The 23,835-nt window shown below is 57.7% G+C and carries 21 protein-coding genes and 1 pseudogene; 7 read left to right on the forward strand and 15 right to left on the reverse strand.

Annotated features, from left to right (window positions below; genetic code table 11):
• Positions 1–16: 16 nt before the first annotated feature.
• The 4 genes from DQN55_RS03145 to miaB all read right to left on the reverse strand — a co-directional run bounded on the left by DQN55_RS03145 (position 17) and on the right by miaB (position 3,948).
• Positions 17–856: an HlyC/CorC family transporter gene (locus tag DQN55_RS03145; protein ID WP_048378345.1), complete on the reverse strand. Its 840-nt coding sequence runs from the start codon at positions 854–856 to the stop codon at positions 17–19.
• Between the two features lie 39 nt (positions 857–895).
• A complete protein-coding gene (gene ybeY, locus DQN55_RS03150) occupies positions 896–1,357 on the reverse strand; it encodes an rRNA maturation RNase YbeY (protein WP_048378344.1) in 462 nt (153 codons plus the stop codon).
• The gene (locus DQN55_RS03155; protein WP_048378343.1) at positions 1,350–2,369 is read right to left on the reverse strand and encodes a PhoH family protein; all 1,020 of its coding nucleotides are present in this window, start codon (positions 2,367–2,369) and stop codon (positions 1,350–1,352) included. The genes ybeY and DQN55_RS03155 overlap by 8 nt, the downstream gene beginning before the upstream one ends.
• 250 nt (positions 2,370–2,619) lie before the next feature.
• The gene (gene miaB, locus DQN55_RS03160; RefSeq protein WP_048378342.1) at positions 2,620–3,948 is read right to left on the reverse strand and encodes a tRNA (N6-isopentenyl adenosine(37)-C2)-methylthiotransferase MiaB; all 1,329 of its coding nucleotides are present in this window, start codon (positions 3,946–3,948) and stop codon (positions 2,620–2,622) included.
• Positions 3,949–4,080: 132 nt separating this feature from the next.
• Between miaB and DQN55_RS03165 the strand changes: the two genes are divergently transcribed.
• Positions 4,081–4,407, forward strand: a complete 327-nt coding sequence (locus tag DQN55_RS03165; RefSeq protein WP_019411970.1) for a DUF1820 family protein — start codon at positions 4,081–4,083, stop codon at positions 4,405–4,407.
• A gap of 83 nt (positions 4,408–4,490) precedes the next feature.
• On the opposite strand, the gene DQN55_RS03170 is transcribed toward DQN55_RS03165, so the two are convergent.
• The 4 genes from DQN55_RS03170 to DQN55_RS03185 form a co-directional block, all read right to left on the reverse strand.
• Positions 4,491–5,039 (reverse strand): tetratricopeptide repeat protein, encoded by a 549-nt coding sequence (locus DQN55_RS03170; protein WP_048378341.1) that lies wholly within the window; start codon positions 5,037–5,039, stop codon positions 4,491–4,493.
• 223 nt (positions 5,040–5,262) lie between these two features.
• Entirely contained in the window at positions 5,263–6,546 is a 1,284-nt protein-coding gene (hemL, locus tag DQN55_RS03175; protein ID WP_048378340.1) for a glutamate-1-semialdehyde 2,1-aminomutase, read from the reverse strand.
• 30 nt (positions 6,547–6,576) lie between these two features.
• Positions 6,577–7,200, reverse strand: a complete 624-nt coding sequence (gene thiE, locus DQN55_RS03180) for a thiamine phosphate synthase (protein WP_048378339.1) — start codon at positions 7,198–7,200, stop codon at positions 6,577–6,579.
• Positions 7,201–7,217: 17 nt separating this feature from the next.
• Positions 7,218–8,015, reverse strand: coding sequence for a hydroxymethylpyrimidine/phosphomethylpyrimidine kinase (locus DQN55_RS03185; RefSeq protein ID WP_048378338.1), 798 nt, complete (start codon positions 8,013–8,015; stop codon positions 7,218–7,220).
• 289 nt (positions 8,016–8,304) lie between these two features.
• Here DQN55_RS03185 and DQN55_RS03190 point away from each other — a divergent pair, with 289 nt between their 5' ends.
• The 4 genes from DQN55_RS03190 (at position 8,305) to DQN55_RS03205 (ending at position 14,742) form a co-directional block, all read left to right on the forward strand.
• Positions 8,305–10,695 (forward strand): hybrid sensor histidine kinase/response regulator, encoded by a 2,391-nt coding sequence (locus tag DQN55_RS03190; RefSeq protein WP_048378337.1) that lies wholly within the window; start codon positions 8,305–8,307, stop codon positions 10,693–10,695.
• 75 nt (positions 10,696–10,770) lie between these two features.
• Positions 10,771–12,420 (forward strand): acyl-CoA dehydrogenase family protein, encoded by a 1,650-nt coding sequence (locus DQN55_RS03195; RefSeq protein WP_048378336.1) that lies wholly within the window; start codon positions 10,771–10,773, stop codon positions 12,418–12,420.
• Positions 12,421–12,559: 139 nt separating this feature from the next.
• A complete protein-coding gene (gene amn, locus DQN55_RS03200) occupies positions 12,560–14,032 on the forward strand; it encodes an AMP nucleosidase (RefSeq protein WP_162199340.1) in 1,473 nt (490 codons plus the stop codon).
• 68 nt (positions 14,033–14,100) lie between these two features.
• Positions 14,101–14,742, forward strand: coding sequence for a pseudouridine synthase (locus DQN55_RS03205; RefSeq protein WP_048378334.1), 642 nt, complete (start codon positions 14,101–14,103; stop codon positions 14,740–14,742).
• Here the strand turns inward: DQN55_RS03205 and DQN55_RS03210 are convergent.
• The 4 genes from DQN55_RS03210 to DQN55_RS03225 form a co-directional block, all read right to left on the reverse strand.
• Positions 14,737–14,946, reverse strand: a complete 210-nt coding sequence (locus DQN55_RS03210) for a DUF2788 domain-containing protein (RefSeq protein ID WP_048378333.1) — start codon at positions 14,944–14,946, stop codon at positions 14,737–14,739. The genes DQN55_RS03205 and DQN55_RS03210 overlap by 6 nt on opposite strands.
• A 95-nt stretch (positions 14,947–15,041) precedes the next feature.
• Positions 15,042–15,521 carry an Lrp/AsnC family transcriptional regulator gene (locus DQN55_RS03215; RefSeq protein WP_048378332.1) on the reverse strand — a complete coding sequence of 160 codons (480 nt, stop codon included), beginning with the start codon at positions 15,519–15,521 and terminating at the stop codon, positions 15,042–15,044.
• A gap of 368 nt (positions 15,522–15,889) precedes the next feature.
• Positions 15,890–16,789: a cation diffusion facilitator family transporter gene (locus DQN55_RS03220; RefSeq protein WP_048378331.1), complete on the reverse strand. Its 900-nt coding sequence runs from the start codon at positions 16,787–16,789 to the stop codon at positions 15,890–15,892.
• Between the two features lie 14 nt (positions 16,790–16,803).
• On the reverse strand, positions 16,804–17,223 hold the full coding sequence (locus DQN55_RS03225) for a hypothetical protein (protein ID WP_048378330.1): 420 nt from the start codon (positions 17,221–17,223) through the stop codon (positions 16,804–16,806).
• 96 nt (positions 17,224–17,319) lie between these two features.
• On the opposite strand from DQN55_RS03225, the pseudogene DQN55_RS03230 reads away from it, so the two are divergent.
• A pseudogene (locus DQN55_RS03230) lies at positions 17,320–17,703 on the forward strand (DEAD/DEAH box helicase); the annotation flags it as partial.
• A 127-nt stretch (positions 17,704–17,830) separates the two neighbouring features.
• On the forward strand, positions 17,831–20,353 hold the full coding sequence (gene hrpB, locus DQN55_RS03235; RefSeq protein WP_048378328.1) for an ATP-dependent helicase HrpB: 2,523 nt from the start codon (positions 17,831–17,833) through the stop codon (positions 20,351–20,353).
• Between the two features lie 150 nt (positions 20,354–20,503).
• On the opposite strand, the gene DQN55_RS03240 is transcribed toward hrpB, so the two are convergent.
• The 3 genes from DQN55_RS03240 to DQN55_RS03250 all read right to left on the reverse strand — a co-directional run bounded on the left by DQN55_RS03240 (position 20,504) and on the right by DQN55_RS03250 (position 23,651).
• The gene (locus DQN55_RS03240) at positions 20,504–21,304 is read right to left on the reverse strand and encodes a DUF4365 domain-containing protein (RefSeq protein WP_231995645.1); all 801 of its coding nucleotides are present in this window, start codon (positions 21,302–21,304) and stop codon (positions 20,504–20,506) included.
• 311 nt (positions 21,305–21,615) lie between these two features.
• Entirely contained in the window at positions 21,616–22,905 is a 1,290-nt protein-coding gene (locus tag DQN55_RS03245; RefSeq protein WP_048378326.1) for an RES family NAD+ phosphorylase, read from the reverse strand.
• A gap of 284 nt (positions 22,906–23,189) precedes the next feature.
• Positions 23,190–23,651: an antitoxin Xre-like helix-turn-helix domain-containing protein gene (locus tag DQN55_RS03250; protein WP_053070886.1), complete on the reverse strand. Its 462-nt coding sequence runs from the start codon at positions 23,649–23,651 to the stop codon at positions 23,190–23,192.
• Positions 23,652–23,835: the final 184 nt, after the last annotated feature.

Raw genomic sequence — 23,835 nt, forward strand, 5'->3', positions numbered from 1 at the left:
TCCTTAGCGTTGTGGTTTAGCGGGCAATAGGCGTCAGGCGGATCAGGTGAATCCGGCGGCTGTCAGCATTCAGGATGCGGAAGCGATAAGGGCCGATTTCAGTGGTTTCATTGCGTTTTGGCAGGTGCCCGAACGCGCTCATGACCAGTCCGCCAACGGTGTCGAACTCGTCGTCGGAAAATTCGCTGTCGAAGAACTCGTTGAAGTTTTCGATCGGGGTCAGGGCCTTGATCAGGAAGTCACCGCTGGGCAGCGGCTTGATGTAGCTGTCTTCCTCGACATCGTGCTCGTCTTCGATGTCGCCGACGATCTGTTCCAGAACGTCTTCAATAGTCACCAGGCCTGCCACTCCGCCGTATTCGTCAATGACGATGGCCATGTGGTTGTGGTTGGCACGGAATTCACGCAGCAACACGTTAAGGCGCTTGGACTCGGGGACAAAAGTCGCCGGACGCAGCAAATCCTTGATGTTGTACTTGTCGCCGTTCTCTTGAAGGATCAACGGCAGCAGATCCTTGGCCAGAAGGACGCCCAAAACGTCGTCATGGCTTTCGCCGATCACTGGGTAGCGCGAGTGCGCAGCATCGATGATCGCCGGGAGAAATTCGCGGGGGGTCTGGGTTGCCTTGATGCTGATCATCTGCGAGCGCGGGACCATGATGTCCCGTACCTGCAGGTCAGCCACTTGAATGGCGCCTTCGACGATGGCCAGTGCTTCACTGTCCAACAGCTTGTTCTGGTGTGCTTCGCGCAGCAGCTCAAGCAGCTCCTGGCGGTTTTTCGGCTCATGGGCAAAGGCCTGGGTCAGCTTACCTAACCATGACTTTTGCCCGTTGCTCGATCGGTCTTCGCTCATAGCGATTTACTCGTATCCCTTGGTTATTTCAGTGGGGTGTTATTCAGTTTCGTCGTCTGCATAAGGATCAGGATGACCCAGTTCTGCAAGCAACGTTCGTTCCAGTGCTTCCATTTCCTCTGCTTCTTCATCTTCTATATGGTCGTAACCCAGAAGATGCAAGCAGCCGTGTATCACCAGGTGGGCCCAGTGGGCCTCCAGATCCTTGCCCTGTTCGGCGGCTTCGCGCTCAACCACTGCCACGCAAATCACCAGGTCGCCCAATAACGGGATATCCAGGAATTCATCGGGCACGTCGGCAGGGAAGGACAGCACGTTGGTCGCGTAATCTTTCTGACGCCAGGTGTGATTGAGTTCACGGCCTTCGGCTTCATCTACCAGACGAATGGTCATTTCCGAGTCAGCAGTACGCTGGCGCAAAGCCAGCTCGCACCATTGGCGGAACCGGGCTTCGGAGGGTGCCGCAGCCTCGGTGGCCAGTTGCAGGTCAAGCTCAAGCATCGTGGCGGTAATCCTTGGCAGCGGGCAGGGCGGCCAGCTTGTCAGCGGCTTCCTGTTCATAACGCCCGTAGGCTTCAACGATGCGCTGTACCAGCGGATGACGCACGACGTCTTTGGACTGGAAGTGCGTGAAGCTGATGCCCGGCACATCCTTGAGCACTTCAATGACGTGGTTCAGCCCGGACTTGGTGCCTTTCGGCAGGTCGATCTGGGTGATGTCACCGGTGATGACTGCGGTGGAGCCGAAGCCGATGCGGGTCAGGAACATCTTCATTTGCTCAACGGTGGTGTTCTGGCTTTCGTCGAGAATAATGAAGCTGTTGTTCAGGGTGCGACCGCGCATATAGGCCAGCGGAGCCACTTCGATGATCTGGCGTTCGATCAGCTTGGCCACGTACTCGAAGCCCAGCATCTCGTACAGTGCGTCGTAAAGCGGGCGCAGGTACGGGTCGATCTTCTGCGACAGGTCTCCGGGCAGGAAGCCGAGTTTTTCACCCGCTTCGACCGCCGGACGCACCAGCAGGATGCGGCGAATCTGCTCGCGCTCCAGTGCATCAACGGCGCACGCCACGGCCAGATAGGTTTTACCCGTACCGGCGGGGCCAATGCCGAAGTTAATGTCGTTGCCCAGAATCTCTTTGACGTAGCGTTGCTGGTTGATACCGCGAGGGCGAATCATGCCCTTTTTGGTGCGCAACGAGACGCTGGCCTCAGCCACCGGATTGCTGGCGAGTTCTTCGACGGCAGATTCTTGCAGGAACAGGTGCACCATGTCCGGCGAAAGCTCAGTGGCTTTGGTTTCGCGGTACAGGCGACGCAGCAGGTTTTCTGCGGAGGTGGTGATTTTTGGGTCGCCGATCAGCTCGAATTGATTGCCACGATTGCGGATTTCGATCGTCAGGCGCTGTTCGATCAAGCGCAAATGCTCGTCGAATTGCCCGCACAGATTGGCGAAACGGCGAGCCTCAAAGGGCTCGAGGAGAAAACGATGTGGTTCTATGGGTGCGTTCAAGGTCGTATTTAGCCGCCCTTAGGCAATTAAGATGAGTTGAAGGATAACGCTAGCGGACCATGCGTGAAAGGACTTCGCTAAATGATTAATGCTTGTCGTACCCCTCGTAGCAGCCGCCGAAGGCAGCGTCCGATTGCGAAGCGATCGTTAAAGGCTGCACGCGCGGTTTATTTGACCTGCGCATGTGCCTGACTTTACGAAGGCTGCGCCGCCTGACGCAGCCTGGCGGCAGCTGCTACGGGGTATGGACTCAATTCAGCAACGAGCCCCGCAGCGAGTGGGGTTGTGCGGCATCGATACGCACATCGGCAAACTGTCCGATCAGCTGCGGATTGTCGCAGCGGAAGTTAACAATCCGGTTGTTTTCGGTGCGGCCTTGCAGCTCGCCGGGGTCTTTCTTCGAGTAGTCCGTGACCAGAATCCGTTGGGTGGACCCCACCATTTGACGGCTGATCTCGAAACCCTGCTGGTTGAGGCGATGTTGCAGCGCGTTCAGGCGTTCCTTCTTGCGCTCCTCGGGGGTGTCGTCGACCAGATCGGCTGCTGGCGTGCCTGGGCGCTGGCTGTAGACGAAGGAATACGAAAAGTCGAAACCGACGTCTTCGATCAGCTTCATGGTCTGCTCGAAATCTTTTTCAGTTTCGCCGGGGAAGCCGACAATGAAGTCCGAACTGATGCAGATTCCCGGAACGGCGGCGCGCAACTTGCGCAGCTTGGACTTGTACTCCAGTGCGGTGTGGTTGCGCTTCATCGCGGACAGAATGCGGTCCGAACCCGATTGCACCGGCAAGTGCAGGTGTTTCACCAGCTCTGGGACTTCAGCATGAGCCTGGATAAGGCTGTCGGAGAACTCCAGCGGGTGCGAAGTGGTGTAGCGGATACGCTCGATGCCATCTATCGCTGCTACCACCCGGATCAGTTCTGCCAGATCGGCCAGGCGTCCACCTTCGGTGAGGCCTCGATAACCGTTCACGTTCTGGCCGAGCAAGGTCACCTCACGCACGCCGTTTTCGGCCAGGTGGATGATTTCTGCCAGCACGTCATCGAACGGACGGCTGACTTCTTCGCCGCGGGTATAAGGCACGACGCAGAACGTGCAGTACTTGCTGCAGCCTTCCATGACCGAAACGTAGGCGCTCGGGCCGTCGATGCGGGGTTCAGGCAGATGATCGAATTTTTCGATCTCGGGGAACGACACGTCCACCTGCGGCAGCTTGGTGATGCGCGCGGCATCGATCATTTCAGGCAGGCGGTGCAAGGTTTGCGGGCCAAACACCACGTCGACGTAAGGTGCGCGATCACGGATTGCCGCCCCTTCCTGACTGGCAACACAACCCCCGACGGCAATCACCATCTCCGGGTTGGCCAGCTTCAGCTCGCGCCAGCGGCCCAGTTGCGAGTACACGCGATCCTGGGCACGTTCACGAATCGAGCAGGTGTTAAGCAGGATGACATCAGCGTCTTCAGCGCGCGCTGTGACCTCCAGGGCCTGATGTTCACCCAGCAGGTCGACCATGCGCGAGCTGTCGTACTCATTCATCTGGCAACCGTGGGTTTCGATGTAAAGCTTCTTGGCCATGGGTGTTCATCAAGTGATTCAAAGAACCGCGCATTATAGGGGGCATAGCCTTTGCTTCCTAGCGTTGTGCGCCTGACGGCTATGCTATAGTTCGCGCCCTCTTTTATATCTTCAGATGTTTACTCGCCCACCATGACCAAACGTGAAGCTCCAATCTACAAGGTGATTTTCCTTAATCAGGGCCAGGTGTTCGAAATGTACGCCAAGCAGATCTATCAAAGCGATCTGTGGGGCTTCCTGGAAGTGGAGGAATTCGTCTTCGGTGAGCGGACGCAAATGGTCGTTGATCCGAGCGAAGAAAAGCTCAAGGCGCAATTCGAAGGTGTGGTGCGCAGCTTTGTGCCGATGCATTCGATTGTGCGTATCGACGAAGTCGAGCGTCTGGGCACCCCGAAAATCAGCGAAGCCCGCGGCGTCAGCAACGTGATGCCGTTTCCGTTCCCGATGCCGGAGAAGTAAGGGCTCTGCAGATGTCAGTACGCTCGCGCACTTGGCTGTCGAAGGATTAAAGACGTTTTAAGACCGTTGGCTGCCAGTTTTGCTCAAGGCAGCGGCGAAAACGGCGAGCGTCCGTCCGCTGATTGAAGCTCCAGCAGGTATTTGCGGAAAATCTGCCCCAGGATCTGGGTAGCGGTTTCCAGCTGGTCGCGAGGCATTTGTTCGGCCACCAGGTCGGCGGTGTCGAGCGCGTCTTCGGCGCCATTGACAGCGGCCATCTTCAGCACGATATACGCCTGGATGTTGTTGGCCGGTACACCTTCACCCTTGAAGAACATGGTGCCGAGCTGGTACTGGGCCATGGCGTGGCCTTGCAACGAGGCCTGCTCGAAATAGCTCAGGGCCAGATTGAGGTCGCGCGGGGTGTTTTTACCGTCGTAATAGAACTCGCCTAACTCGTATTCGGCTTCCGCATCCCCTGCTTTTGCAGCCTGCTCACACAAGGCTAGCGCCTCTGCAAGGTTTTCTGGCTGAGTATTGAGGGTGCAGCGACCCATCGCTGGGATCAACAACGAGTTACCGCCTGCCTGGACAAGCAGCGGTTGTAGGAGCAACAGGCAGCCCAGAGCAAGGGCGCGGCCGGTGCGGTTCATGGGAATCGACGTACCTCTGAAAGGCGGGCAAGCCCGACCAAGGGATGTATAGGCGCGCATTATGAAATAAGCAGAGGCAACCTTACAAAGTCTTTACTCGTTTTTCTGCTGCGTGACCCGGATATCGATTGATTTAAGACGATTTTGGACGAGTCGTGTGGAGCAAGCGTGCATTCCGGGCATAAAAAACGGCAAGGGGATGAATCCTTGCCGTTTTCAGGGATCACTTCAGGGCAGCGAAAGCGCGCTCTGCGGCGTCCAGGGTCAGTTGCAATTCGGTGTCGCCGTGGGCGATCGAGGTGAAACCGGCCTCAAACGCACTCGGTGCCAGATACACGCCGCCTTCCAGCATCAGGTGGAAGAAGCGCTTGAACAGATCCGCATCGCTGGCCATCACGTCGTCAAAGGTGACGATGTCATCGGCACCGCTGAAATACAGGCCGAACATGCCGCCGGCCTGGGTGGTCACAAAGGGGATGCCAGCCGCATCCGCGCGCTGCTGCAGGCCATCCAGCAGGCGAGTGGTGTAATCGCTCAGCTCGGCATGAAAGCCCGGGCGGCTGATCAGGCGCAAGGTGGTCAGGCCAGCGGCCATCGCCAGCGGGTTACCGGACAGGGTCCCAGCCTGATAGACCGGGCCCAGCGGCGCGATGTGCTGCATGATTTCGCGCTTGCCGCCGAAGCAGCCCACAGGCATGCCGCCGCCAATGATCTTGCCGAAGGTGCTCAGGTCTGGCGTAACGCCGTAGTGGGCTTGAGCGCCACCCAGGGCCACGCGGAAACCGGTCATCACTTCATCAAAAATCAATACCGCGCCATGCTTGTCGCACAGGCTGCGCAGGCCCTGGAGGAAGCCCGGTGCCGGGGGGACGCAGTTCATGTTGCCGGCGACCGGCTCAACGATGATGCAGGCGACGGTGTCACCCACTTCACTCAGCAGTTTTTCTACCGCGTCGAGGTCGTTGAAGGTGGTGGTCAGGGTGTGCTTGGCGAAGTCTGCCGGAACGCCGCCCGAGCTGGGTACGCCTTGGGTCAGTGCGCCAGAGCCGGCCTTGACCAGCAAGCTGTCGGAGTGACCGTGGTAGCAACCTTCAAACTTGAGGATGTTGTCGCGGCCGGTGAAGCCGCGGGCCAGACGAATGGCACTCATGGTGGCTTCGGTGCCGGAGCTGACCATCCGCACCATCTCCATGGACGGCACGATGGCGCACACCAGGTCGGCCATCTCGGTTTCCATGGCCGTCGGTGCACCGTACGACAGGCCGTGTTCCAGCTGGGCCCGCACGGCGTCCAGCACGTCCGGATGGCTGTGACCCAGAATCATCGGCCCCCAGGAACCGACGTAATCGACGTAACGCTTGTCGTCTTCGTCTGTGACGTAGGCGCCTTCAGCGTGTTTGAAGAACAGTGGGGTGCCACCGACGCTTTTGAACGCACGAACGGGGGAGTTCACACCGCCGGGGATGTGTTTTTGGGCATTGGCAAACAGGGTTTCGGAACGAGACATGATGGGCTCTCTCAGAATCAGGATTCGGTATTAAATGGACAGCAAGTCGTTGAAGGCACGGGCGCGTCGAGTGACTTCCTGGGGGCTCTCTGCGCCAAACAGGCCATGCACCACTGCCAGCAGATCGGCCCCGTGGGCGACCAATGGCGCGGCATTTTCCAGCGTGATGCCGCCAATCACACAAATAGGCAGATTGAGTCGGGCCCGGGCCTGGTCGAGGATGTCGAGAGTCGCGGTAGGCGCGCCGGGTTTGGTGCTGGAGTTGAAGAAACGACCAAAGGCGACATAACTGGCGCCTTCCCGGGCGGCCTGCTCGGCCAGTTCAATCTGGCTATGACACGTGGAGCCGATGATCGCCTGCCGGCCCAGCAAGGCGCGGGCCGGGGTCAGGGGACCGTCGGTTTGCCCAAGGTGCAGCCCGACACCCAGGCGGGCTGCAAGCTCGGCATCATCGTTGATGATCAGGTGCGCCTTGTATCGCTCGCACAGACCGCGCAAAGCCTCAGCCTCGCGCAGCCGGCGGGCGTCGTCAGTGCTTTTGTCGCGGTATTGCAAAAGCGCCAGGCCGCCATCGAGGGCAGCCTCCACAAACGGGAGCAGTTTGCCAGCAAGCAGTTGGCTGTCAGTGATGGCATACAGGCCACGCAGCTTCATAGGTCGAACCTCATTCGTTACGAGCAGAAGTCCAGCGGCAAACGGCGGGGCACAAATTGTCCCTGACCCAGTTGCTCGGCATCCCGCAAGGTGCGCCACGTGTAATTAAGCGCGGTTTCTACAGCACTGACCAGACCTTCGCCAATGGCCAGGCGTCCTGCGAGGGTGCTCGCCAGTGTGCAGCCCGAGCCGTGATAGCTGCCGGGCAAGCGATAGCAGGTGAAGGTGTGGCGGCTGCCGTCGCGGCTGTACAAGCGATTGTGGACTTCGTGTTCATCGCCGTGACCGCCGGTAATGAGCAAGTGTTTGCAAAAGGGCAGGAGTTTATCTGCACATTCATCGGCACTGCCTTCGGGCAGCTCGGCCAGGATTCGGGCTTCAGGCAGGTTGGGAGTGGCAATGGTGGCCAGAGGCAGCAGGCGCTCGCGCATGGCAAAGCCGACTTCGTCCTTGCCCAGGCGCCCGCCACCGCCCGCTCGCAGTACCGGGTCGCAGACCATCGGCAGGTGCGGGTGGGCTTGCAGCAGCTCGACCACGGTGTCGACCATTTCCAGCGAGCCAAGCATGCCCAGCTTGACGGCCGCAACGGTGGAATCGCTGAGTACGGCGTCGGCTTGAGCCAGCACCCATTCTCGATCCAGGACGCGGAAATCGATGACATTGACAGTGTTCTGCACGGTCAAGGCAGTCACAACCGGGGCGGCGTGGCAACCTTGAGCCATCAGGGCTTCGATATCTGCCTGCAAGCCGGCACCCCCACTGGGGTCATGGCCGGAGAGACAGAGGACAACGGGGCGAGAACTGTAGATATTCATGGTGCGCGAGCTTACCACCAAACGGTTTTTTCGGGCGGTCTGCGCCGTGTTGAGTTGCAGGTCGCTGATGCACCTGTGGCGAGTCCGGTGTTTCAGGGGGCTAAAAAACTAGGAATACCCTCTGTAATGCCCGAGCTAGAGCCTTTTAAGAGAATATTTAGGTGGTGCTCATTTGCCATCAATGGCTATGCTAGAGTGACTTCAAATTAATAACGGGCAATCCGGTCGGCGTGGTCTCAAAGGGAATGGGGGATTGCGAGCGTTATCGGCGGGGCCATGTTGGGGCTGTATGCGCTATTTGCTGATGATTTTTTGGGGTTGGCTACCGATGCTGGCCAGCGCAGTGGCTTTCGACGAAACCACGCAAAGTCTGCCCTTGGGCCGCGTGATGCAGGTTTTCGAAGACGTAGGGGGGCAGGCGGTTCTGGCCGATGTCAGGGCGAACGATGAACTGTTTGTTCCGCACGATAAAGCCACGCTGAATGAGGGGTACTCGCACTCGGCATTCTGGCTCAAAATGGATTTGCGCTATCAGCCCAAACATCCCGAGGTCCATCGAACCTGGCTGCTGGAACTGGCCTATCCGCCACTGGACCATATCGAGTTGTACATGGCAGACACTGCCGGTAACTATCGATTGGTGCAGCGCACGGGAGATGCGCTGCCTTTTGACAGCCGCCAGATCAAAGAAAACAACTACCTCTTTGAGATCAACTTCAGCCCCGGCCAGCAGCAAACGGTGTACCTGCGCCTGGCGAGCCAGGGTTCGATTCAGGCGCCGTTAACGCTGTGGTCTGCCCAGTCATATCTGGAAGCCCAGCCGGAACGCATTTATATCCTGGGCTTGATCTACGGCGTGTTGCTGGGGATGCTGGTTTACAACCTGTTCATCTACATCAGTGTCCGTGATACCAGCTACCTCTATTACATCTTCTACATCGCCTCGTTCGGGCTGTACCAACTGTCCGTCAATGGCGCCGCAGTTCAGTACTTCTGGCCAAACAACCCGTGGTGGGCAAATGCCGCCACCCCGTTCCTGATCGGTTCGGCGGCCTTTTTCGGTTGCCAGTTTGCCCGCTCCTTTTTGCACATCGCGACCCACAGCCGCTGGTTGAACCGTGCCTTGATATTCCTGATGGCTGTCGGTGCGCTGGTGATGGTGCTGGCGTTGACCACCAGCTATGCCGTGTCGTTGCGCCTGGCCACGGGGCTGGCGCTAGCGTTTATCGTGACCATTTTTGTGGCGGGTATCGTGGCCTGGGTCCGGGGCCTGCGAGTGGCGCGCTATTTCGTGATCGCCTGGTCGGCCTTCTTGCTGGGCGGCCTGGTGAACACCCTGATGGTGCTGGGCTATCTGCCTAACGTGTTCTTGACCATGTACGCCAGCCAGATCGGTTCGGCCCTTGAAGTGGGGTTGCTGTCGCTGGCCCTGGCTGACCGGATCAACGCCATGCGTGACCTGCAGGCGCGGACGTTGCAGGAGTCCGGGCAAAAGCTGGCGGCGATGAACCAGCAACTGGCCCGCACCAATCAGCTCAAGGATGAGTTTCTGGCAACCGTTACCCATGAGTTGCGGACTCCGATGAACGGTGTGATTGGCTCCCTTGAGTTGATCAAGACCCTCGACATGAGCCCTGAGCTTGAGCAATACACTCAAACGGCAGAAGGCTCGGCCCGAGAAATGATGCATATGGTCAATGGCATCCTGACCCTGACAGAGTTGCAAGCCGGTCGCCTTCAAGCCCGTCCGCAACCGTTCAGCCTGAATGCCTTGATGGGTGATCTGGAGCGCCAGTTCGGACCCCGTGCACGCAGTCAGGGGCTTGAGTTTTCTTATGCAGTGGCCCACGGCTTACCCGATCAGTGGGTCGGCGATGTCGAAAAAATTCACCAGTGCCTTGAGTGCCTGCTGGATAACGCGATCAAATTTACCCGCGTAGGCGGGGTGATTCTACGGGTCACCGGAAAGGTCGCAGGTTCCGGCCGCTGGGCGCTGGCCTTTAATGTCATCGACAGCGGGATTGGCTTTGTCCATCAGGAGGAAGGTGAGCTGTACCAGCATTTCTTCCAGGTTGATGGCTCCATGACCCGGCAATATGGGGGATTAGGCATCGGCTTGGCGATCTGCCGGCGCTTGGTCGAGCTGCTCGGCGGGCGGTTGACCCATCACTCGCAGCCGGGGCAGGGATCGCAGTTTCAACTGTTGCTTGAGCTTGAATCACCGCTTCAGGTTCCGCAGCCTCCACCGGAGTCGACGGTGACGCCGGAGTTTTGCCGTGCGCCGAACGAATGCGTGGTGCTGCTGGTAGAAAGCAGCGATGCCAACCCTGTGGCGGTGCGTGGCATGTTGCTCAAAATGGGTTATCGCGTGCTCGGTGCCGACAATGGTCAGGCGGCGGTCGAAGCATTGCGTCGAGAACGGGTCGATGCGGTGTTGCTGGCGTGCCCGCTCACCCAGGTATCAGGGACATCGATGGGTAACCAGCTGCTGACGTTGTCTGCGTGTGCGCAGTTGCCCGTTCTGGCGCTGTTCGAGTCGCAAGCTGAAGCGCAAAAGGCCCGTGAGCAGGTGGATGGGATCACCGATGTTCTGATCAAACCGTTGCGCTTTGAAGACTTGGAGCGCGCGCTGTCACAGCGCCTGTTGAAGCAGGAAGGTGCCAAAAACGCCGAATTTTAGGCATTTATGCCACTTGTTAAGGTGGCGAGGCATGTTTCACTGAGTGCATTGGCCTGATCGACAGGAGCCTGTGCAATGAACCTGCATCAATACGCTGAAACCCACGCCGTCACCAATCAACCGCCGTCTCTGGACGGCGTAAACCTTTACCGCATCGACGTGCCGCTGCAGGAGTGGGGGCGGCGTTTTGGTGCGGGTTGGGCGCAGTCGCGGATTGACCGTTACGGGGCACTCGCAGGCGGCCCGCTGATGGCGGCGGGGTTTCTGGCCAACGAAAACAAACCGCAGTTTGTCAGCCATGACCGTTATGGCCACCGAATCGATCAGGTGGACTTTCATCCGGCCTACCATGAGCTGATGCGAACTGCGATAGAGCACGGTCTGCCGTCCTTGCCCTGGACGGATCCCCGGCCTGGTGCGCATGTCGCGCGGGCCTCCATGACCTACCTGCACAGTCAGGCTGAGGCCGGCAGTGGCTGCCCGCTGACCATGACGTTTGCCAGCGTACCGGCCTTGCGCCTGCAACCGGATATCGCCGAGCAATGGCTGCCGAAAATTCTTTCTACCGAATATGACCCGCGCAATGTCGACATCAGCCAAAAAGCCGGTGTCACCCTGGGCATGGCCATGACGGAAAAGCAGGGTGGCACTGATGTGCGGGCCAACACGACTCATGCGTATCCGGTAGGCGCCAGCGGTCCGGGCCAGCCCTATGAGTTGCTGGGGCACAAATGGTTTTGCTCGGCCCCGATGTGCGACGGGTTCCTGACCCTGGCGCAAACCGACAAGGGCCTGAGCTGCTTTTTATTGCCGCGTCATCGACCGGACGGGACCCGCAACGAATTCTATATCCAGCGTCTGAAGAACAAACTGGGCAACAGCTCGAATGCGTCCAGCGAGGTCGAGTTCCGCGGGGCGCTGGCCTGGATGATTGGCGAAGAAGGGCGTGGCGTACCCACGATCATTGAAATGGTCGCCATGACCCGCTTCGATTGCATGGTGGGCTCCAGCGCGTTGATGCGTCAGGCGCTGACCCAGGCCAGCCACCACTGCGCGCACCGTCGGGTCGGGGGGCGCGTGCTGGCCGAGCAGCCACTGATGCAAAACGTCCTCGCGGATCTGGCCCTGGAAAGCGAGGCCGCCCTGGCGTTGAGCCTGCGCATGGGGCGAGCGCTGGATCATCTGGATGACCCTCATGAGGTGAGGTTTTCACGCCTTGTCACGGCGGTGGGCAAGTACTGGATCTGCAAACGGGCCCCGGCGATGATCAACGAAGCCGCCGAGTGCATGGGGGGCGCGGGTTATGTCGAAGACAGTATCTTGCCGCGTCTTTATCGAGAGGCGCCGGTGAACTCCACCTGGGAAGGCTCGGGCAATGTGCAGTGCCTTGATGTATTGCGTGCCCTGTCCAAGGAGCCCGGGGTGCTCGATGCCTTGTTTGCCGAGCTGGGTGACGGGCATGGCGATGTGCGTTTGGCGCGGCATATCACCTCCTTGAAAGCTGCCTTCAATGACACGGATGACATTCAACTGCGTGCCCGGCAATTGACGGAAGACATTGCCCTGGGCTTGCAGGCCAGATTGTTGCTGGAAGCAGGTAACAGCGATGTCAGCGATGCTTTTATCGCCAGCCGGCTACAGGGCAGCGGCCGGGTTTATGGCACCTTGCCCCGAGGCCTTAACATCGCCGCCATCATCGCGCGCTCGACGCCCGATCTCGCATGAGTAAAGCCTCGACCGATGGTCGAGGCGTCGTCACTGTCCTGAAATCCTCAACGCGTACGGTCTGCGCCAGAGGCTACAACACTCTGTGCATTGCTCAGCGATGCAGGCAAGATAAAGGCCTGCCAGTTCAGAAGACAGGATGCTTACCGTGACCGAAGCTTTTATCGTCGTTTCATCCGCTGAAGAGGCCGTCGACCGGCTCGCAGCCTTGCACGAGCGTGCAACCCTTGCATTGAGCCAGGCACTCAAGCGTTACCTCAAGGATCGAATCGAACCCACCGTTGAAGAGCGCGCCCTGTTCCGCTATCCGGAACTGCGCTTGACCAACAGCATTAATGGCGAAATCCCGACCATTACCCGGGCGTATGCCAAGGTCCAGCTGCCGGGTACCTACAGCGTAACCGTGACCCACCCCGCGGCGTTCCGTAACTATCTGCTGGAGCAGTTGGTGCCCTTGATGCGCGACTTCACCGTCGAGGTCGAAGTCGGCGTCAGTCAGCAAAACATTCCTTACCCGTACGTGGTCGAGCAAGGCGATGAACTCGCCGGCTCTGGCGTCACTGCAGCGGCGCTGGCACGGGTGTTCCCGAGTACCGACCTGTCGGCGGCCACCGATGGCATTGCCGATGGCCTGTACGATTGGGCCAACACCGACCCGCTGCCACTGGCGTTGTTCGACGCGGCGCGGGTCGATTTCTCGCTGCGTCGCCTGGTGCACTACACCGGCAGCGACTGGCGTCACGTGCAGCCGTGGATCTTGCTGACCAACTACCATCGGTATGTCGACCAGTTCATCCTCCACGGCCTTGAGCAACTGCGCGATAACCCGCGCTTTGTGCGCATGGTATTGCCAGGCAACGTGCTGATCGAAAAAGGCATGGACTACGGCGAAGCCCAGGCCATTGCCGCCGGGGTGGTGTGGCACCGCTATCAAATGCCGGCGTATCACCTGCAGGCCAATGATGGCCACGGCGTCACGCTGGTGAATATCGGCGTTGGCCCGTCCAACGCGAAAAACATCACCGACCATTTGGCTGTGTTGCGTCCCCATTGCTGGCTGATGATTGGCCACTGCGGCGGTCTGCGTCAGTCGCAAACCATTGGCGACTACGTATTGGCCCACGCCTACATGCGTCGCGACGGGATTCTTGACCGGGTCGTACCGCCGAATATCCCGATTCCGGCGCTGGCCGAAGTGCAGCTGGCGCTGCAGGAGGCTGCGGCACAAGTCACCGGCGAGCGTGGCGACGAACTGAAAAAACGCCTGCGAACCGGCACCGTGCTGACCTACGACGACCGTAACTGGGAACTGCGCTGGGCTCAGGAACGCCCGCTGATCAATCTGTCCCGCGCGGTGGCCGTCGACATGGAGAGCGGCACGATTGCGGCTCAGGGCTATCGTTTGCGCGTGCCCTACGGCACCTTGCTCTGTGTCTCTGATAAACCGTTGCACAGCGAAATCAAGTTGCCGGGGTCGGCCAATGCGTTCTATGAGCGGGCCGTCAGCCAGCACTTGAAGATCGGTATTGCCGCCGTCGACCTGATGCGCAGCCAGCTCAACTCGCTGCACTCGCGCAAACTGCGCAGCTTCGACGAACCGCCATTCCGTTGATGGAGATGGTCATTTAGCGATCAGGGCACTAGCATTGTCTGCCCTGATCGTTAGATGTTCTCTTTGCCATGTCCCGTCCTGTCCGTCCTGCCCCGCGCCATCCGGCCTCTAAAAAAAACCAACCCCACGCTGCCGGTCGCCGGGTAGCCAAGGCTCCGCCGTCCGAGCCCAAGCTGTTTTTGTTCAACAAACCGTTCGATGTACTGACCCAGTTCAGTGACGAAGGCGGGCGGGCGACGCTCAAGGACTTTATCCCGATCCCGGGTATTTACCCGGCCGGGCGCCTGGACCGGGACAGTGAAGGCTTGCTGCTGCTGACCAATGACGGCCAGTTGCAGGCACGCATTGCCGACCCCAAGCACAAATTGCCCAAGACCTATTGGGTGCAAGTGGAAGGCGAGCCTACGCCAGAGCAACTGCAGCAGTTGCGTGAAGGGGTTGAACTCAATGACGGCAAGACCTTGCCCGCCGAAGCCCGTGCGCTCGAAGAGCCGCAGCTATGGCCACGTAACCCGCCGGTAAGGTTTCGCAAAAGCGTACCGACGGCGTGGCTCGAACTGGTCATTCGCGAAGGGCGCAATCGTCAGGTACGGCGTATGACCGCTGCGGTTGGCTTGCCAACCTTGCGTCTGGTGCGGGTAAGAATTGGTGACTGGACGATCGAAGGGCTGGAGCAAGGGCACTACAAGGAAGTGCCCGCCCGCTTATAGCGTACCGGACTCAATCAGGCCGATGACCACGCTTTTGATGATGAAGGCAGCAACACCCAGGCCGAGCACGAAAAACAGAATGAATGAGCCGAAGCGCCCGGCCTTGGACTTCTTCGCCAGATCCCAGACGATAAAGGCCATGAAAATGATCAGGACGCTGACCAGAATCGTCATCATCCATTCTTCAAATACGGCAGGATCCATCGGTGTTCTCCAGCGTCATCAGGGATAGAAGCCGGGGGAGTATACGCCAAGGCGCGGGGGCGAATACCCGCCGCCTTTGCTCGCAGCCCAACGGATCAACCGCGCAAATGCGTCAACGGCAGCTCTGTACTGTTCAAGACTTGATTGAGCACAAAGCTGGAACGTACGCTGGTCACGCCTTCGATTCTGGTCAGGTGGCCCAGCAGCAGTTTCTGGTAATGATCCATGTCGGCCACCACCACTTTCAATTGGTAGTCGGCATCCATGCCGGTCACCAGGCTGCACTCCAGCACTTGCGGCAGGCTGCGGATCGACGCTTCAAAGTTCTCGAAGCGCTCGGGTGTATGCCGGTCCATGCCGATCAACACGTAAGCCGTCAGGCTCAGCCCCAACAGTTTGCGATCGAGCAATGCCACCTGGCGCGTGATGTAGCCGTCATCTTCGAGCTGTTTGACCCGCCGCGAGCAGGGTGAAGGCGACAAGCCAATGCGCTCGGCCAGCTCCTGGTTGGAGATGCGGGCGTCACGCTGCAGTTCCGCCAAAATACTGAGGTCATACCGGTCGAGTTTGCTCATGAAGACACCCTTTGTCATAACTATTGCGTGAAAGTATCCACCGGAAGTTAAAAATTGCGCAAGTGATGTTTTATCGAGCAATCTTCGCAATCGCCTGCTGCACGCTCAGGCCTATTCTTAACACCAGAATCACTGCCCGGACACAGAGTCCACTGCGGCCCGCCGAATCAGGCCAGCCGCGACCGCCAACCCCACAGGGTTGCCCCGGTCCCCGGGCTACGCACTGTCCAGAAGACGGAGCGAGGTGAGCCAACATCACGAGTGTTGAGCCAGGACGGAAAAATTCAAAGGGCGACCGACGGGTCGCCCTTTTTTATTGCCCGAAAACAGGTGGATCAATGATGAGCCTGGCGAACGCTAAGGGTCGGCTAGTGATCCGTGACACGTGGCTTGACCACTTCCTGTGGATCGGCGTGTACCAGCACTTCGGCCCGTGGATAGGCCTTTTCAATCGCTTCGGCGGCACGGTCACTCAGGGCGTGTGCCACGGACAGCGTCAGCTCTCCCGGTAGCTCCAGGTGCAATTGCACGTACCAGATGTTGCCCGAGATCCGCGTGCGCAGATCGTGGGCGCCGAGCACACCGGGAACACTGCAAGCCAGTTTCAGCATGTTTTGGCTGACTTCCTGCGGCAGTTCCTGATCCATCAGCACCGAAAAGCTCTCGCGGGCGATCTGGATCGCGCTCCACAGGATGTAAGCCGCGATCCCCAGGCCAAACCAGGCATCCAGCTGCGGCCAGCCAAAACTGGCCAGTACCAGTGCAACCAGAATGCTGCCGTTGAGCAGCAGGTCGGAACGGTAATGCAGCGAGTCGGCCCGCACCGCGTTTGACCCTGTGGCCTTGACCACCCGGTGTTGCAGCGCCAGCAGGGCAGCCGTCATCAGCAGCGAAAATACGATCACGCCGATCCCGATCCACGGCGCGCCTATCGGCTCAGGGTTTTTCAGCCGGTCGATTGCCTGAACGGCGATCAACACCGCACTCACGGCAATAAACAGCGCTTGCGCCATGCCGGCCAGCGACTCGGCCTTGCCATGCCCGTAACGGTGATCTTCATCGGCAGGGCGTAACGCGTAATGCACGGCCAGCAGGTTGAGAAACGACGCCATGCCATCGAGCAGCGAGTCGGTGAGTCCGGCGAGCATGCTGACCGAACCACTGAGCCACCAGGCGATGGCCTTGGTCACGATCAACAGACTCGCCACCGCCACCGACGCACGGGTGGCCAGGCGTAACAGGCGGGCGTGTTCCGGGCTACTGGTCATGGACCTTCCTTGGTTCAGGCGGCGGGTTTCAAACCGTACATCGCCAATTGCTGGGCACTGCCTTTGTGCTGAATCAGGCGCGGGTCATTCAACGGGAAACTGCGGCCCAATTCGCTTTCCAGAATGGCCTGCAGTTTGCTGTTGTCCACTTTGCCATCAACGCCGACGGCTTCACGCAGTTTTTCCGGGGCGATCTGCGCGGTTTTGCCGGGCGGGAAGTAGATCGCACCGGTGGCGAAATCAACACCGAACGCGATCAGCCCGGGAATCACATAAAACAGCAGGCCCACAGCATCCAGCACGACAATCATGGGATCAATTTTGCCGTCGATCTGACCCCGTCGATCCGGGAAGAAAATACTGCCGCAGGCAGTCAGTTGGGTGAGCAGGGCTGCAACCACGACACCGCCAATGACACGAGAAGGCATACGCATACAAAAACCTCAAAGCTGCTGAAAGGGTCGTACCAGGCATTTAGCTTAATACCGAACTGATCGCCGTTATACTCGCCGCACTGTTCTGGAGCCACCATGATTTCTTTGCCGATCGATGAAGTTTTACCCGCGCTACGCCAGGCCTTGCGCGAACGCCATGAAGCCGTGCTTGAAGCACCGCCCGGCGCCGGTAAAACCACCCGGGTGCCATTGGCCCTGCTGGATGAACCCTGGCTTGCGGGGCAGAAGATTCTGATGCTCGAGCCCAGGCGTCTGGCTGCCCGGGCTGCGGCCGAACGACTGGCCAGCGAACTGGGGGAAAAGGTCGGTGAAACCGTCGGCTATCGGATTCGTCTCGACAGCAAAGTCGGCCCCGATACCCGGATCGAGGTGGTGACCGAAGGCATTCTGACTCGACGTTTACAGCAAGACCCGGCACTGGACGGCGTGGGCTTGCTGATTTTCGATGAATTCCATGATTTGCTGAATGCACGAAAAATATCACTATCTTGTCAAAAACTATTGAGCAACATCGTCCCTGTCTGAGGGGGGGCATCTCCTCCTCAGATCCCCCGTCGTATACTGCTCCCCTGATTTGGGAGCTTCGATGATTTCTTTACCTATTGACCTCATTTTGCCGAGCCTGCGAGAGGCCTTAGTCGAACGCAATGAAGTGATCCTTGAAGCACCTCCGGGGGCGGGTAAGACCACTCGAGTGCCCCTGGCACTGCTAAACGAACCTTGGCTTGGTGGGCAGAAGATCCTGATGCTCGAGCCTCGGCGACTAGCTGCTCGGGCGGCGGCTGAGCGGTTGGCAAGTGATCTGGGTGAGAAGGTTGGTGATACCGTTGGCTATCGCATTCGTCTTGAAAGCAAGGTTGGCCCGCGAACCCAAATCGAAGTAGTCACTGAGGGTATCCTGGCTCGCCGGCTTCAGGATGATCCTGCACTGGATGGTGTGGGCGCAGTCATCTTTGATGAATATCACCTGCGGAACCTGGACTCTGATCTTGCACTGGCCCTGTGCGTGAGTGCTCGAGAGCTCCTGCGTGATGAGCCACCACTCAAGTTAGTTCTGATGTCCGCAACGCTGGAAGGCGCTCGGCTCTCGAAGATTCTGAATGACGCGCCAGTGATTGCCAGTGAAGGGCGGATGTATCCCGTCTCCACGATCTGGGGAAGCCCATATCAACCTGGCCAGCCTATCGACACGCGGGTTACGGATGCCTGCTTAGCCGCCATCAATGAGCAGTCGGGAAGCATCTTAGTTTTTCTTCCAGGGCAGGCAGAGATTCGGCGGGTAGCTGAGTCCCTCAAAGAGCAACTGAGCAGCCAGCCAAAAGTGATGGTATGCCCGCTGTATGGTGACCTTGATCTGAACGCACAGCGCGCTGCGATAGATCCGGCGCCTCCTGGCTCTCGAAAGATCGTCCTGGCCACCAACATCGCTGAGACCAGCTTGACCATTGAAGGCGTCAGGGTGGTGGTGGACAGTGGTCTCGAACGAGTGCCGAAGTTTGATCCTCGTAGTGGCATGACCCGACTCGACACGCAGCGTATCTCGAAGGCTAGCGCAACTCAGCGTATGGGACGAGCTGGGCGTTTGGAACCGGGTGTCTGCTATCGCCTTTGGTCGGAGTCGCAACACGAGCAAATGGCTGCTTACAGCACTCCTGAAATCCTGCAGGCGGATCTGGCAGCCCTAGCGCTCCAGTTGGCTCGGTGGGGGATGAAGCCAGATGAAATGACCTGGCTCGACCAACCTCCTTCGGCGCCTTTTGCTCAAGCGAGAGACCTGCTCAAGCGCCTTGGTGCCCTTGATGATGCTGGGCAGCTCACATCTCACGGATCGGCCATGAGCGAACTCCCAGCGCATCCGCGCATCGCTCACCTGCTTATTAAAGGCAGCGCGATGGGCTTGGATGACCTGGCCTGCGACATCGCAGCGCTGTTGGGTGAAAAGGACATTCTGCGTGGAGCAGGAGCTGATCTTCATACCAGGCTGGCTGCATTGTCAGGCGAGCAGCATTCACGTCGTGGCGGTGGCTCTTACCAGCGCGTGAAGCAGTCGGCTCGCCAATATCGATCTATGTTGCGAGGAAATGCCTCTGAGCCCGTTACAGAGCCAGATCACCCACGGTGGGTAGGTTGTCTCCTGGCGTTCGCATACCCTGATCGAATTGGCCTGCAAAGGCGTGCAAGCGCATCTGAGTATCGTCTTTCGAACGGGCGCGCCGCAGTCTTCTCAGAACCAGACGCACTTACCAAGCATGAATGGCTGGTGGTGGCTGATCTGGGTAGCCGACAAGGCCAGCGTGAGGAGCGCATCTACCTGGCGAGTGACCTTGAGTCGGCCCTCTTCGATGACGAGTTAGCCGATTTTGTGAGGTCGGTCGACGAAGTCGATTGGGATGAAAGGGAAGGTGTGCTCAAGGCCGAGCGGCAGCTGAAGGTGGGACAGCTGGTACTTTCCACAACGCCTCTGCCAAACCTGGACGAGCAAGCCCGTTCGCTCGCGCTGGTCAACCTAGTACGACGCAAGGGCATCGAACTCCTGCCCTGGAATCCTGAGCTGCGGCAGTGGCAAGCGCGGGTTGAGCTGCTGCGTCAGCTGGATATCCAAAATGGCCAGGGCGGCAGCAAATGGCCTGATCTCAGCGATACCAATCTCCTGGATACGCTCGAGGAATGGCTCTCACCGTACTTGGGCAAAATCACCAGGCTCAGTCATTTCAGCCAGCTGGATCTGTCTTCGATAGTCAGGAATCTACTGCCTTGGCCGCTTCCACAGGAGTTGGAAGCCCAAGCACCTCAGGCGATCCAGGTGCCGTCCGGGTCGAGTATTCGTATCGACTATTCGCAGCATCCTCCAATCCTGGCGGTGAGGCTGCAGGAGCTTTTTGGCCTGTCAGAAACACCTCGAATTGCGCAGGGGAAACAGCCACTGACGTTACACCTGTTGTCACCGGCCCGGAGGCCTGTACAGGTCACCCAGGATCTCGCTAATTTCTGGCGCAGTACCTACGCGGAAGTGAAGAAAGATCTTAAAGGCAGATACCCAAAACACTATTGGCCCGAAGATCCATTAGTGGCCGAGGCGACGGCCAGAGCAAAGCCTAGGAAGCCATGAGGAGCGAACAGGCTTTTGGGCGCGCCCTGCGTGCGGTTCGGCTGTCGTAAACCAACGGGCTATCATCCGCGACCCCGTGTCCGCACGAACATGTAAATTCGTGTATGGAAAATTTAGACTCCACAGAGCGTTCGGTCTATTGATGGTGGGTCACCATTCTTCATCAATGAACTTTTGAATCTCGCCATTTCCATTGCGAGGGTCATCCCAGCTGCTATGCATGTTCCACTCACGCATGAAAGCTCTGAGTTCACTTAGCGCTTCATCAAGTGCAGATTCAGTTTCTTCATATTCTTGTATCCCCACTCTGTAGTTCAAAACTAGGGTATGGGCCCGTAGCAGCTCATCGTAGGCGGTGCTCCTTCGGCACATCACATCGATAAGGAGAGGTGGATCTGAGTAATCTTCCATCCCTTCGATTGCGTTTTTTATTTCTTTAATCTTCATCCAAACTTCGGAGAGATAGGTTTGAATCGTCCCTAGGATACTTTCTTCGGCTGCTGCTTTGATCACGTTGCCGCTTATTTCACTGAATAGTTCTTGAGCTAGATCGAATTCAATGCGAACACCATTTTTTTCAGTTACATGGTAGGCGAATTCTTTCCTTATGCGATGGAGGTACATGGTCTGCTCTTTGAGAGAGATCAATACCACAAATACTGGGGTGTCCATCTCGCGCCAATAGTTGAGCTGATTTTTTGAAACATACCAGTAAGGCTTAAGTTCTTCGTTGGCTGAAGTTTTTATCTGGAAGGCGACAAATCTACCGGTACTGTTACGATCCTCGTCCAGTATCTCCACTTGTGCGTCAATACCAATGTCGATATCGAATAATCGGCAGGGCCAGCCGAGGATGTAGGAAATTTGGTAGGCAAAAAAATATTCTCCAGCATCACCTGTGGCAGTGTTTGAAGGGTATTTCATATTCTTCTCAATTAGCTGTTTATCCAATTCAACGTCATGGTGCTGGGTTTTAATTGCCGAGATTGGGTTTTGGCGTGTCCTTCCGGTTAGGCTATCGTAAATCAAGCCACTGCGTGTCTCTACCCTAAACGGGCTTCCATCCTCGCGCCTCCGGCCTTATCGGCCTGCGCGCTCCGCTTGAGGGAAGCAGCCATTGATGCTGCAGCGTTTATTGCCTGCTGGGAGGCCTGGGCGGGTCGGTCAGGATCTAGCCAATTCCTGAGTGAGTCGTTGCCCCCGCGCCAACCTATCGTCCCGCTCGAACGATGTTGTTTAAAATCCCTGCGATGGATTAAGGCTCAATATTCGTCCCAGTCATCGTAGTGCTCGTCAGACTCTGGCTGACCATCTTCACGTTCTAAATCGTCGGTTATGAACCTTACTCGGCAAACCTTATGCCTCACTAAAGAGTCCGGTACGTATTCAATCGCAGGTGTTAGCGGTGGAGAAGGGCTGTCCAAATCATCAAGGTTGGTAAAGATAATTACAGGTTCGAGCGGAACTACGACTGCATGATTAAACAGCGTCAGGTTTGTGCCTTTCCGGACTTGGGCCGACGCGAAAAGTACACCATCTAGCGGCGGGTCAAACTGAGTCGCTAAGTATTCGGCCATGACTTGTGTCGCCAGATATTCGTGCTCTTGGTTCGGAAGCACTGGAACGGTGATTTTGCTGTGTAGGGTTTCCAGGAAGATGCGCCGTCCCATTTTCTCTTCGTAGGTAGCTTCGAACTTGCTCAGTGGGCTCGCTTCGTACGCCTCATCCAGTGCAATGAAATCCAACACACGAACGGGCCTTGTGAGTTTGAACTTACCGCTGACAACCCGCCCTCCCACTGGGGGGCGAAGCTCCGCGACACAGGTCTTGCGGTCGAAGGCACCATAGAATGCAGCCAAACCCTTCGGGTTCATCCTGCCAGCGCCTGCAAACTCCTTAGGTGGTGGGCCCAGCTCAGCAGCAGGATCGAGAAGAATTGCATCGTACTCAGAGGCCGAGTCACAGCGTCTGGCGCGGAAGACTTCCTCGTCGAGCAGATATCTAATTACCGAAGCCGACCCACCAAGGCTTCTGAAGGAAGCAATACCCAAGAACAGCCAGTCCAAAAACTCTTTGGCATGCTTACTAAAAAAACGATTGCCATGCTTCATATCTGCTTGGAATTTCATCCAGCGAGCTTCCGCCGCCCTTGGTCTAATTACGCGCCAAATGTAATTTTCGTAGTCGCTATACCTGGCTTCTCCTCTCTGCATGTACTCAAGCATCGAACATTCAGTGAGCTCGCCATAGACCCGCATGGCAACCGGATCGTCCTCATCCAAACCAAGCAGTTCAGCCACATGAAAGATAAGAGGGTCACCGGTCTGCTCTGTCTCAGAGCGTTTCCCATTGTCATCATATTGGTCGTACACCACTCCAGGTTGGCAATACTTCTGGAACACGTCATCAACCATTCCGACCAAATTCTCGAATGGGATAGCCTCATGCTCCGTGGAGCAAAATGAGCACTCGGCATTCACACCGGTTCGGTTTATCAACTCAACGAGAAATTGGTCGCCCAGGCACCGGTAACAAACAGCCTCTTCATCCATGTCCCTTCATCCTAAAAAGTGAGTGGGCAGAGACCCCCAAGTCAGCCGATTTCCAGCTACGACAGAGATCTTGCTGCAATTCGTGCGATGGCTTGCTACCCGTTTACGACAGGGCTGCTATGCAGGAGATTGGCGCCGTTTTTTATGGCTATGGACAGCCGAGATGCAGCACCTCGCGGCGCATAGAGAGATGCGTTAGAACCTGCTGAGGATATTCGTAAGTCTGAGGATTGTCAGAGGACGCCAGGGTGATGGAAACCATCAAATCGTCCGACTGACGGGTCTCACACAAGAACTCCCTTCTCCAGCTGGCCGATAATATCGAAGACAGCTTTCGTTTCCACCCTCGTCCCCAGCATTTCGATTGGACGCTTCAATCCGAGTCCGCGAACTGGTGAACTCATCCATTTCGTTGCTGCGGCCTTATCGTTTTCGAAGAGGTAAAGTGCGTCCTCAAAGACAGCTACCAATATAACCAGGCGGTCGCTTTCTATGGTGTTGAACCGCCCCGCTTTCTGCCTACGGGCCACCGTTGTTGGTGACATGCAAATAGCTTTGGAGATAACCCCTCGCTGCACCTGCAGAACGCTAGCTATCCGCTCGAGGTATTCGAAAGGTAGTCCTTTGCGAACCAGGGCATGAAGCATGCTGCCACGTGACGGCAGCCCGAGGTTCATCCAAATGCTCTGTGGGATCTGGGGCCCTGGCTGGTATTCTTTGATCGATGACAGCACTTTCATCTCCATCTGATAAACCTCAGGCTAGCCGGGCCACTAGGCCCGAACCAGCGACCTTTTCAATCGCCCGCCGCGTAGGCCAATCAGACCCGAGAAGACGAGATATCGATGGGTAGCGAAATCATCCTAGCCTTTCACGAAATGGTGTCCACCTCATAGCCTGTTTCGAAATCTAATCTGGGCGTATGAAAAG

Source organism: Pseudomonas taetrolens, assembly GCF_900475285.1.
Taxonomy (GTDB): Bacteria; Pseudomonadota; Gammaproteobacteria; order Pseudomonadales; family Pseudomonadaceae; genus Aquipseudomonas; species Aquipseudomonas taetrolens.